Origin of the sequence: Vagococcus sp. WN89Y (assembly GCF_052220145.1) — a bacterium.
In the GTDB taxonomy this organism is placed as follows: Bacteria; Pseudomonadota; Gammaproteobacteria; order Enterobacterales; family Enterobacteriaceae; genus Kosakonia.
Window position 1 is genome coordinate 1 of record NZ_JBQPOM010000047.1, and the last position, 12,077, is coordinate 12,077.

Sequence of the window (12,077 nt, forward strand, 5' to 3'; positions counted from 1 at the left end):
CGATCAACAACCTGTTTGACAGCTTCAATTTTAAACTCTTCAGGATAACGCTTACTGCTCATGTGCACCTCTCATTAAGCCATTTTAAATGACTCTGAGGTGTCTGTTAAACCCGTGGCGATTCAATCGTCAACAATTTCACGTGAGCGAAGTGCCAGTACGCTAAGCAAAGAATCTGCTATGCCGTGAGTTTCCTCATTAACGCCCTGAAGATGTAATGAGACACCTTCCGCGCAAGGCAAAATGGCGCGATATTTTCTGGTGACTTTTATTTTTTCTATCTGCAAAACATTTTGGAGTTTTTTAAATAAAGCAGGCGTTTTGTTTTTAAAACCCGTACCTAAAAACACCAAATCAAACGTTTCACTGCAAACTTTGTCACTAATGTTATCTTTCCATGTGATGGCTATGCCGTTAGTCTTCTCAATGGCACTGATAATTTCACATTGAGTATGCATTACTGCACGTTTTACGCCATTCATTTCCTGAAGATAGTGAAATTTATATAATCCGGACAATGTTGCCGGTGCAACACCAGCATAGTTAGTTGTTCGCATTGCTTTTAGTACGCCAGCTTTGATGTTGTCATCTTTTTCAAAATGGGTATTAATATAGTCATTTTGAAACAGAGTATTGGTAAACTGACTTCCTTCATAGTTCACCAACCCTATTGATCGCATAATCATCGATACCTTTGCTTCCGGAAATTGCTCAAGACACGATTGATAAATCTCAGCGCTACTTTGTGCCCCGCCCACAACCGCAATATTTCTGATTTTCTGCTTATCTGTTTGGTTTACTGCAGACAGATAATTCACGCTATGAATAACTTTTTCATTTGATAAATTTGCAAATACTTCAGGTATGTTAAGATCCCTGCCTCCGCCATAAATGATCTTCTTTGCTCTGTACTCTTCACCTTTTTCTGAGGTAATGCGCCACCCAGCTATCTTCCCAAAATTATCAATCTCAGGTGAAATATCAATGACCTTAAAGTCATAAACTACCTGTGTTTTCTTTAAGTTATCGGCGACCCATTGCAAATAATTCGATATCTCTTTTCTGAAAGGATTGAAAGTTTGAAGATTGATGAACTGGTCCAGCCGCTGAGTTTTATGAAGAAAATTCAGAAAACTGAATTTACTGGTTGGATCTCTTTGTGTTACTAAATCTTTTAAAAATGAAACTTGCGACTGCGCTTCAGGGAATAACATTCCTCTATGCCAACAAACTGAAGAATCTTTTTCCAGAATGATTGATGATTTAATATTGCTATGCTTTTTCTTTTCTTCAATTGCCACACTTACGGCAAGATTAGATGGTCCACAGCCGACCATTATCAAATCAACTGAATGCATTTTTCTTTCCTAAGTATTTATTTAAAAGTGGAGTTTACTTACTGCCTTCCCCGGCAAAATATGACATTCTGAAAAACGATGGCAAAGAGTATTAAATTATATATTTTTTAACTTATTAAAATTAACGATAAAGGCCTGTTGTATTGTTTTTAAAATTTTGAGAGAAATCAATCCATGATTTTGGTCCAATACTTACACGGCTGACACCGGATTTACTATAGGCTTCTATATCAAGGTCATCACTTAAGTCCATTACATTGACCGGAATTTTTACAGCATCACATACTTTTTTGATTAACGCTTTATCTGTCGTGCCAGGAATAAAAAAGCCGCTCGCTCCCGCTTTGCTGTAGGCACGACCTCTTAAAATTACATTCTCTAACAAGTCATTATGCTTTGCCTGGTTACTTTCCAGCAGGAAAACATCTGTTCTGGCATTAATAAAAATATTTGTTCCCAGCTTGTTAGCGACATCTCTTAAACCTGATATCCTTGCTGATTGCTCTTCGATTCCAAATATGCCGCCGTCAGGGATATTCTGGTCTTCGAAATTAATTCCAGAAATTCCGACTTTGATCAATGCAGAAAAATTCTCACGTACTTCATCGATTTTTTCTGAATAGCCACTTTCAAAGTCAACTGTAACTGGAACATCTACGGCTCTGACAATATTTTTCACAATAATCAGTAAATCATTAAAAGGCATGATTTGACCGTCTGCGTAGCCCTGAGCTTCAGCTACTGACCAGCTACTGGTAGCAATCGCCTCCGCTCCATTATCGGCAACAATTTTCGCCGTGCCCGCATCCCAGACATTAAACAAAAAAAGTGGTCGAGATTTTTTATGTAATTCATGCAATGATTCAATATGCTTATTCATAATTCCTCTCAATTATTTGATATTCTGCGTTCGTGTTCAATTAACCATTTCTTGCGCCATAAACCACCACCGTAACCGGTTAATGTTCCATCTGCGCCAATTACTCTGTGACATGGAATTAAAATTGAAATTTGATTAGCACCATTAGCCCGGGCAACTGCCCTGCAAGCTGAAGTGCTGCCTATTTCTCTAGCAATATCTAAATAACTTCTTAATTCTCCAACAGGGATTTTTCTAAGAGCATCCCATACTCCCCTTGTAAATTTTGAACCAAATTCTGCCAAGGGAGTATTAAAACTAAGTATTTTTCCTGCGAAGTATAAATTGAGCTCTTTCTCAACAAGATCGATTGGTTCTTCACGACCCATCACAATCTCTGAGTTTGTTAACTTTTTGAGTTTCTCCATTTCTCCAGGAAGGGCTTTTCTGTCAAGAAACTCCAGTAAATAGAGAGAATATTTGTCCGCAATGGCTATCATTGTTCCGATTGGGGTTTCTATCCAATCAGCTTTAAGATAGAACCTGTTGTTTGCATTTTTAGGAGAAACGCCGATGTATCGTGATATTGCATTGCGGAATCCGCTTCCTGACTCATAACTGGCTGAGAGTTGCGCATCTATGACTTTTGAACCGACAGTCAGTGACTCCACACTCCTGCCAATCCTTCTTAAACGGGCAATTTCTAAAAATGTCATTCCGAACTGACGCCGGAATGCCCGCCTAACAGTCGAAGGGTCGAATCCCATTTCGGCTATGATGCCTTCAGACCATCTTACGTCAGGTTTTTTTTCCAGTTCATCCAACAGCCTATCGATAATTGGTTCGCGAGTCAGACCGGCAGCCATCGGTCGACAACGTTTGCAAGGTCTGAAACCAGCTTCAAGCGCCGAAGCAATTGAGGAATAGAATGTTGAATTTTCTTTTTTAGGTTTGCGGGCAGGGCAGGTCAATTTGCAGAAGATCCCCGTGCTCTTTACACCCACGTACGCAAAGCCTTCGTAAGAAGGATCGCGTTCAATCAATGCCTTATAAAGAACATCATCCGAAGGAATGTCCAATAGCATCATGATGCCTCGTTTTGTTAGTGTTTCACGATGTTAATGTAATGCTGCAAATGTAGCGACTAAAATCGGGCACGTATTTTTTATGATGATAAAAAAGAATTTCACCCCATTAAAATGTTATTTATAAAGATAATGTTTCTTATGTTTTGAATTTTTCAGCACTAAATATCGTTTTTTTGCGCAAAAAGTTTTTCGATGCATCACTGTATTTTGTGATTAAAGTCACTAACAGACAACGTAATATCTTGAATTTTATAATAATATTTATTTTTGTTAAATTTGCGTTTCCCGACATTTCGCCCTTCAAAACATTAGTACATTGGGACTGAGTAGCCGGATTGCTGCGCGAAATGCATGCAGATGGCATGCCCTGCTGGTGCTGGCCTAGGAGCGCTGGCTCACGCTGTGTCGAAATGTCAGAGAGAGTCGTCCGTTAATGGCCGCTTTTGCCTGGCATCTAGCGGATTTGCATGACCCGCTCAGCCTGCCTGATATCCGCTAACCTGCGCTCTATGCTTCTGTCATTTTCGGGCACGATTTTCATCACCAGGAGCTGGACCGGCTGATTGATACGCTGACGTCGCTGGGTTATGTCCCGGCCAGCCAGAAAAAGTATGTCTCAGGCATACTGGCAACACTGATGATCATTAACAGGGATCCCCGGCTAAAAACGTTTACGCCTGAGCTCCTCTGGCGTGCCCAGAGCAGGATAGACAAGGGTTTATCCCGTTACGCCGGCCGCGTTTCACATGCACTTGCTGCACTGGGAATTTTCAGCACCCAATGGATGATGCGAAACTATACAAAATGGTACGAGAAGCGGGTGGAAGGGATCGATCCGGCTTGGGTGCACTGGTGCCGGTGTTGGCGGGAAACGTCGTGGCAACTGCCAGGATAATGCGGTGGCCGAATCGTTCTTCAGCTCGCTGAAAAAAGAGCGCATCAGAAAGCGTATCTATAAAACCCGGGATCTGGCCCGGGCGGATATCTTCGATTACATTGAAGTGTTCTACAACAGGACCCGGCGCCACAGTCACCTGGGAGGCGTCAGTCCGGAGGCCTTCGAAAAGGCCTCACCGTGAGGACAGAATTTGTCTACGGGCGTGGGGTCAGTCCAGTCTTATCTGAGATGGCATTTTTCCATGAACGAATTTAATGGTTAGCGGAGCATCAGTTCTGACCTGCAAAAGTGCTTTTACTTCTTCTTCAATTTCAGGCCAGTACAGGCCTGTTTTCTTATATGCAGGGAAAAAGAAAAACCTGATAACGGCAACGATCCTGTTCATCCAGTTTGCCTTCACGGACTTATGGATGTCTTCAAACTCATCCAGTGTCATAGCGCCAATTTCCTTCCCGTTGGCTTCGACTACCCAGTACACATCTTTCATTCCGTCACCTCATCGTTCAGGCTTTTCCGTTTATCTACATCGTCTATTAAGGAGTTTGCCTGGAGATGACGAAGTGCGGATTCCAGTGAGGGAAACTCCATCGTTTCCTGACGTGACATAAAGCGATCTGTGGCGATGCCATATGTGTCTGTTTCGATGTTAAAAACGAAGCTGTGGCAGCAGTCCACTGCGGGGGAGTTATAAATCATTAATGATTTTTCTTTTCGCTCATCAGCAATAAGATACGGCAGAACAAACTCCACCATCTGGATTGTTTGCTCCAGTTCTTCTTCAGACTTTGTTGTGAAACCGATCCCGTAAACTGACTGTCCGGTATAAATATTGCCGAAGGCAGTCAGACGCAGACCTGCGATCGTACCGACCCATTTATCACGGTATGCTCGCATGGTAGTTGAGGCATCCTCACTCATACTAAATATTCCATGCCAATTGGGAGCATCTCCCCAGCTCACTATGACGAGTTCATCTCTCTGATTTTCCAGGTCTGCAAGGTGGTCTTCGGCTATTTCCAGATTCCGTTCTGCACGTCTGACTGAGCGCTCGCGTTTTGAAATAACCTCTGAGGCATCGCTAATTAGCTTTTCAATGGTTTTGATATTTTCACCTGTTGGTAAACTGAACATATCAGTCCTCCTGCGACCGTGGATAAGGTGACTTGCTCATTGCCTGACCTCCCGACTAACCTTCGTACCGCGTGCGACTTCCGGAATTTGTTTCCACAGGCGCGCGGTCCATTCGGGTTTAAGATGCTCCGGATTGGAGGAACGATAAGTTGCGGTAACGTTGCTGTGTTTAGCATCGCCTGTGACTTCTATTGTCATACGATCATTAGCTGCCCAGTTCCGGCTCATGCGATAATAAGACCCAGGTTGGGCTGACCAACTGGCACCTTCTGAAATTGCCGATGCTGACCAGCCAGCATTTCCCTGACCATTGTTTCTTGCGGCTGAAACATCTTCATCTGAGGGAAAACCATAATGCTGCTTCAGGCGTAGCGCAGAAGTATCTACGCCGACTGGCAGGCTGAATGCCTGGGCAATCTCATTACGTTCAGCCTGTTTTTCAGAAGGATGCTGCTCACCAGGTGATATCATTGTGCTGACATCTGACAGTTGTCGCTGAAACTGATTGAGCTGGTTCTGGCTACACCCCGCAAGAGCCATAAGTACAAAAGAGATACCTGAGCAAAGAATGAGTTTTTTCATAGTGTTCTCCTGAGGACTTCCAGGGCTGTCAGTAAACAGCCCCTTCATTTTGCTGGATCAGAAAGTGAATTGAAGTTGTGCAACCGCCCCGTAGGTACGATCAGTGCCTGCGATGCCCGTGATATCCAGGTGAACCACATCAAACGGAGAGAACCCCAGGCCGGCAGTGAAAGCATTGCCTTCTCCGGAAGCCATGTTCTGGCGGTAACCCGCGCGCACCTGCATCCAGTTCCAGGCATTAATCTCGGCACCCAGACTTGCAAACTGACGCTTATTATCACTGGTGAAACCACTCGCTTCAGTCAGGTCGACATCGAGCGCGGTTGTGATGAACCTGTTGTGCCATGAGGCGCCGGCAGTGGCCTGCGGTTTAATCTTGAACGTTCCCTTTTCATCATTGACTTCTTTGGTATCGATTGAGCGGGGGATGATATTTTGTACGGCCAGACCGAGAGTCCAGTTATCGTTCAGGTTTGTGGACAGACCGACGTCGGCGTTAAAACCGGTTTTGGTATTGCGATACTCGCTGGAGTCAATGTCGTTTTTGTCAAAATTACTGACGGAAACGTTGTAGTTAAACAGGTCAACGCGCTGGTATTTTGGTGTGATACCAAAGGACCAGGCATGTCCTGCAGTTTCGAACTCATGCGCCATGGCCACGCCGACATCGGTGATCACAGCCGCACGACCGTAAGCTCTTGACGTAAGTGAGTCAGTATCCACTGCAGAAGGGGGGATTGTGCCATCGGCGACCTTGTCGAGGTATTCCAGGTCGTGATCGCTGACCTTACCATCGACAGAGACAGTACCCCATGATTTCACCACAACGGCGAACGGTAGTGTCTGGTTCGGCACAGTTGCAATAACTGAAGCCCCGACCTGGCCGTTCGCATGTGTGTTTTTCAAATCCTGATGCTTTTTCTTGAGTGCCGCGGCGCTTTCGCTGACACCGGACTGATTAGCGACGGCGCTGTCGAAACGATCCCAGAGGTCCTTAACATCATCCGCTTTATCCACGGTTTTATCCGGGTCAGAGACCTGGGCACCCACCGATGGCAGCACCAGGCTGAAATCATCGGTTGGTCCGGACGTAGTTAACAGAGCAGGGTTAGACAGAGCAGCTGTACCGTAGTGCGCGGATGCCACGCCGGTGCCACCCATAGCATCACCGCGTGCCTCCATCCAGTTCGTCGCAGCATTAACCGACGGCGCTGCGGAAACCAGAAGAGCAAGGGAAACGCAGCGTGTAATCATTGAAATTGAAGCTTTCATCATTTATATCCTTTGTCGTTTATGGTGTTTAAGGCAAAAAAATCCCCTGGCGCTGGCGCACCAATAAAACAATGTGTCTGACTGGTTATTTCACTTAATATTGAGGGCTGTTATTTGGCTAACAAATTTACTCCATTCTGGTGTTATAAATTTATCAGGGAAAAGAAAAGGTTCTCTTTCCTCTTCGGTCCATATATTTTGAGAAAACTTACCTGACTCTGTTCGTTGAAGTTTCTGAATCTCCCTCAGTGCAGCGGCCGGAAGTATCTTTCCTTCTCTCAGCGCATCCAGTAAATAACCGGATGCATAAAATGTGTCGAAACTGCTGAGAATATGCGCCCTGAAGAGAATGTTGCTCATACTCAGGAATGAATTAAGTTGTGTTTTATAAGCACCTGAAGATGGACAATGCCCGATACATTCAACTACACGGATTGTTGTGTTATTAACGGTTTTATAGCGCCGAATAAAAATGAAAACATGTCCGGATTCGTCTTTGATATCTCCTGAGGTGTATTGATTCTCTCTGACCAGAAATATGTCAGGACGGGTCAGGTTGTCGTCAGATGTATATTCCTGAATTCTTTTTTTAATTATCATGGCAACCTGCATCCATTCGCTGAAAGCGGTCAGATACGCTGGCCGGGGATCACTTCCTTCCAGCCATCTGGTACTTACACAGAACCAGTCAGATAGCTGTTTCAGCAAAGGTGCAGTTAAGTAATCCATCGTTCTTTCACGGCTTTCCAGAACGCTCAGACCGATATTCCAGTCCGAGAGCAGGCGAGCCACGTCCAGTACCGACAGGCGGTGCTCATCCATCAGCAGCCAGAACCGTTCGTGGATATGTGTGATCACAGCCTGTCGGGGGATAAGCGTCTCGCGCATGATACCCTCGACGAGAATATTGACCAGTTCAGCTGATGAAATACCCAGGCGTCCTGATACCAGTGTGACGAAATCCCTGACAGCTGGTTTAAAACGTATTGCAATAGGGCTGCCAGACGTTTTCTTTCCGTCCGAAAGCTGGGCTACCAGCTGCTGCATATTTTCATCCCGTTCAGTGATGATACTGGCAAGGATGGAGGTGATGTTCAGACGGTTCATATAATTTCCCGGTGTTGGCTAATACATTAATTCGACTTAAGTTATTAATTATTGTATCCACTGTGGATACGTTACCGCGCACCAGAGTGGATGTATAACGATGAAAATCGATCGTTCAGATCGACTACATTGATGTAGCCAGTGTGACAACAGGTGAAAAAGCAAAACAGGGGAAATTATTTTTCCGGATTGAAAGTTTTTCGTATGACAAGAACGGGCCATAACGTTCTGGACGGTACACGCCAGCGCCACTGTGCAAGAAGAATTTCCAGTTGCATAACTGCACGCGCAGCGGGTGTGAAGGGGACATGTATGACATGGCTTCGGTAATGTCCGGCCTGAATCTGAAGATGCCTTCTGATACGTTTAATTCGATAAGAGGTGAGGAGATGGGAGGCAATCACGATGGTGTTTTCTCTGCCACTGAGAGCGTCCTCTATACTGGTTAGCACTCCATTCCAGAACCAGGCCACACGTTCGGATGAAATACTGACGGTTGGCTGGTTTGGCGACAGATGCACGAATATCCTTGAGCTGCGCTTATGGTAGCTCAGGATGCAGGGCTGGTTGATGAGTCTGCGCTGCATCCAGTTCACCACTCTCAGAGAAAAAGGGGATATTAAAACAAGCCCCCAGATATACACCATCCCATCCTGATACCCCGTAATTAGAGCGATGAACCCGTAACTCACAAAACCCCAGCAGAGGATAATTCCAGAGACTACTAATCTTTGCATTTCTGTCGCTTCCCTCAGATTTCTGATGGCGCTTAAGGAAGCATGCTGATTAATTCTCTTCATCTGAAAACTGTGAACCGGCCTTTAAGGATTAATGCAAGTTCGTTTTGTTTAATCAGGAACTAAGGCTTTTGACTTGCAAAATACAACCGTCTCCATAGCGTAGCGTCAATTCAGAATCTGGTTATGGGGTGGTTATGCGTGGACTGAAATGGTTAACAGGCCTTGGACTGGCAGTCGGAACGGAACACTCAGTAAGGCCATCCGTACAGCCGGCGCAAGCGGGAGGGTTCCGGAACGTACTGTCCGGTCAGTTGTTACTGGGAACTGCGGAGCGACAGAAGTTCGTCCGGATGTTGCGGGAAAATTGCCCACTGTCACAGTCTGCCTTTGACGAATTCTGGCTAAAACCCTTAGAGCAAATGGCCGCCCGCGTTCAGGAAGTACCGGCAGCCTGGGCGGGGCCGTTCGCCACTCCAGGGGGCTTTACTGACCTCAGTTTATCCGTGGCCGCAAGTGCCGTGAGGCTGGTACGCGGTATGATGTTACCTCCGGGAGCGACGCCTGAGGAGCAGGCAGAGCAGGGGCCTGCCTGGATATGCGCAGTGTTCTGGGCTGGGCTTTTTCATCATCTTGACTGGTTGTCGCAGATTGAAGGGAGCCTGGCGAACGGAAAAGCCTGGTGTCCGGGGATGGAAATACCCGGTGCAAACTGGCGGGTGCGTCCCAGGCAGGGGAGGGCGGCCTCAATGAACGGAATGTTCATTGCCAGTAAACTCATCCCGGATGCTGCGGCTATCTGGCTTCAACGGTGGCCGGCGATTTCAGGCGCGCTTTTTTTGTACCTCAGCGGACAAAAAGTTCAGTCTGGAATTCTCAACAGCATCATCAGCGATGCGCTTGCCAGCGTTGCCAATAAATCAGGAGCCGTCTCTGGTACAGCAAGCCCCTCTGAAAGCGATAAGGTGATCACCTCAGGGGAGGAAGAATCCAGAACAAACAATATCCCAAATTTAATAGACGACGATATGCATCAAACGTCCAGTCACAAAAATATAACACCGGTTCCAGAGCCAATTAACATTGCATCAATAGGTTACGATATTAACCAGACAGATGTTTATGCTGCTAAGGATGTTACCGGTCAGGTTACGTTGCTTTCGGCATTTGATAATCATGATACACAGTCATCCGATGAACGAACAGGTGATGAAACTGTCCGGGATGAGTCGGTATCAACCGCAGAACTTCTGGGCGTGCTTGACAAGATGTCGGGCTCTGGTGCTCCTGATGTTGAAGCGAAAGTTGAAACTATTTCTTCTGAAGAGGCTTCGCTGGTCGGGATGGAATCTGGCACCCAAGGAGAAAAGTTTCTGGACTGGCTGAAATCCTCAATCCTTGACGGTACGGTTAGTGTCAATGAGGGTGAGAGTTTTGCACATATTCTGGCTCAGTTTGTATTCATTGTTTCACCTGAGTGTTTTTTTAAATATTTATCGCTGAATACAAATGAGTCACTGGATAAATCGGAGTTGCAAAAAAGCTTTGAAGCTCTGAACGTTCATTATTCACGAAATGGTAAAGGCCTCTGGCATTACCATAAATACGACACGCCGGATAAAAGCGGTCGTTATACCAAAATGTCAGGATACATGCTGAGCGCTGACATTATTTACAGAAAAGGAACCTGTCCACCGGACAGTTTATGGCTTGCACGAAGAAATTAATACTATTGTTTAAGTCAGAAGAACAATATATGAGGTGAATATGAACAATGCATTTGAACAAGTGCTGGATGATTATTTTTTCAGTAAATCTTTGCGCCCGGCTACGGAGTGGAGCTACAGGAAGGTAGTCAGATCATTCATTTCCTTTAGCGGCTCAGGTATTTCACCTGAGCAGGTTGATAAAACGCTGGTTTTAACGTGGCGCCGAAAAATTATCCATGAGGAAGGACTGAGCAGAACGACATGGAATAATAAAGTGACTCATATGCGCGCGATATTTAATCACGCCATCGTTAATGGGCTTGTAACGATGAGGGAAAATCCTTTCAACGGGGTAATTACCCGACCCGATGTCAAACGCAAAAAAACACTGACTGATGTACAGATGAATAAAATTTATCTGCACATGCAGGCGAGGGAAGAGGATGAACGGACTGGTATGATGGAGTTAAGAAAAAGCGCCTTACGGCCAGCATGGTTCTGGCTAACGGTACTGGATGCATTGCGGAGGACAGGAATGCGCCAGAACCAGCTGCTGCACATTCGCCTGGGGGATGTAAATTTTGAGCACCGCTGGATTAATCTCCGGCCTGAGGGTTCCAAGAACCATAAGGAGCACCGGGTTCCGATTACTGAAAACCTCCGCCCCAGACTTGAAAGGCTCTATAACCTTTCACTTGAGCGTGGCGCGAAGATGCATGACCAGTTGTTTAATCTTTCTCGCTTTGATGGCCGGAAGAATGAAATCAGCAGCAACATGGATTATCCGCCGTTGCGTGCGTTTTTCAGACGACTTTCGCGAGAATGCGGTTTTACAGTCAGCCCGCACAGGTTCCGACACACCATCGCGACTAACCTGATGCGTTTGCCGGATCGTAACCTTAAGATGGCACAGGACCTGCTTGGTCATTCAACACCGGCAGTCACGCTGGAGTATGTTGAAAGTGACCTGGATAAGGTCCGGGACATGCTGGAGGAGCTGGATGCGGCATAAGACCAATCTTAAGTTAAATCTAAGTTGATGAAATTAAAAATGGAAAAAAAAGGGATGTTTGCTTTACAAAAGATTGACACAGGGAAGATCTGAGGGTAAATACGTTCGTGAAGTAAATTGTGGACGTGAGAAATCCAGAGGATGGTATGAACATCCTCTGGATTTAAGTCCCGTGTTCAACTGATGCGGTAACACAAGTACCATCATCATGCCGTCTGGGACTATTGTCTTGCCCGTTAAGGATCTCATCTCTTAACGAACAGGCTCTGAAGAAGTGGTGCCCGGACTCGGAATCGAACCAAGGACACGGGGATTTTCAATCCC

Annotated in this window: 11 protein-coding genes and 1 pseudogene; 3 read left to right on the forward strand and 9 right to left on the reverse strand. The window is 45.6% G+C overall.

From position 1 onward, the window contains the following. Positions 1-122 precede the first annotated feature (122 nt). From ACTU3N_RS14715 to ACTU3N_RS14725, 3 genes are all read right to left on the reverse strand, one after another. Complete coding sequence (locus ACTU3N_RS14715; protein ID WP_443086884.1) at positions 123-1,358, reverse strand: SidA/IucD/PvdA family monooxygenase; 1,236 nt, start codon at positions 1,356-1,358, stop codon at positions 123-125. 121 nt (positions 1,359-1,479) lie between these two features. After that, a complete protein-coding gene (locus ACTU3N_RS14720; protein WP_443086885.1) occupies positions 1,480-2,238 on the reverse strand; it encodes an isocitrate lyase/PEP mutase family protein in 759 nt (252 codons plus the stop codon). Positions 2,239-2,246: 8 nt separating this feature from the next. Then, a complete protein-coding gene (locus tag ACTU3N_RS14725; protein WP_443086886.1) occupies positions 2,247-3,305 on the reverse strand; it encodes a bifunctional transcriptional activator/DNA repair enzyme AdaA in 1,059 nt (352 codons plus the stop codon). An 872-nt stretch (positions 3,306-4,177) separates the two neighbouring features. Between ACTU3N_RS14725 and ACTU3N_RS14730 the strand changes: the two are divergent. Further along, a pseudogene (locus tag ACTU3N_RS14730) lies at positions 4,178-4,384 on the forward strand (IS3 family transposase); the annotation flags it as partial. 27 nt (positions 4,385-4,411) lie between these two features. Here ACTU3N_RS14730 and ACTU3N_RS14735 read toward each other — a convergent pair. The 6 genes from ACTU3N_RS14735 to ACTU3N_RS14760 all read right to left on the reverse strand — a co-directional run bounded on the left by ACTU3N_RS14735 (position 4,412) and on the right by ACTU3N_RS14760 (position 9,095). Next, positions 4,412-4,690 carry a hypothetical protein gene (locus ACTU3N_RS14735; RefSeq protein ID WP_443086887.1) on the reverse strand — a complete coding sequence of 93 codons (279 nt, stop codon included), beginning with the start codon at positions 4,688-4,690 and terminating at the stop codon, positions 4,412-4,414. Further along, a complete protein-coding gene (locus tag ACTU3N_RS14740; protein ID WP_443086888.1) occupies positions 4,687-5,334 on the reverse strand; it encodes a hypothetical protein in 648 nt (215 codons plus the stop codon). Before ACTU3N_RS14740 ends, ACTU3N_RS14735 begins: the two co-directional genes overlap by 4 nt. Before the next feature lie 36 nt (positions 5,335-5,370). Next, entirely contained in the window at positions 5,371-5,916 is a 546-nt protein-coding gene (locus ACTU3N_RS14745) for a hypothetical protein (protein ID WP_443086889.1), read from the reverse strand. A 57-nt stretch (positions 5,917-5,973) separates the two neighbouring features. Continuing rightward, complete coding sequence (locus ACTU3N_RS14750; RefSeq protein ID WP_443086890.1) at positions 5,974-7,191, reverse strand: conjugal transfer protein TraF; 1,218 nt, start codon at positions 7,189-7,191, stop codon at positions 5,974-5,976. 87 nt (positions 7,192-7,278) lie between these two features. Further along, entirely contained in the window at positions 7,279-8,295 is a 1,017-nt protein-coding gene (locus ACTU3N_RS14755) for a hypothetical protein (RefSeq protein WP_443086891.1), read from the reverse strand. A 176-nt stretch (positions 8,296-8,471) separates the two neighbouring features. Then, positions 8,472-9,095 (reverse strand): pili assembly chaperone, encoded by a 624-nt coding sequence (locus ACTU3N_RS14760; RefSeq protein ID WP_235785439.1) that lies wholly within the window; start codon positions 9,093-9,095, stop codon positions 8,472-8,474. Between the two features lie 134 nt (positions 9,096-9,229). Here ACTU3N_RS14760 and ACTU3N_RS14765 point away from each other — a divergent pair, with 134 nt between their 5' ends. Both ACTU3N_RS14765 and ACTU3N_RS14770 read left to right on the forward strand, forming a co-directional pair. Then, a complete protein-coding gene (locus ACTU3N_RS14765) occupies positions 9,230-10,759 on the forward strand; it encodes a TraI domain-containing protein (protein WP_443086892.1) in 1,530 nt (509 codons plus the stop codon). Positions 10,760-10,799: 40 nt separating this feature from the next. After that, entirely contained in the window at positions 10,800-11,753 is a 954-nt protein-coding gene (locus ACTU3N_RS14770) for a tyrosine-type recombinase/integrase (protein WP_443086893.1), read from the forward strand. Positions 11,754-12,077: the final 324 nt, after the last annotated feature.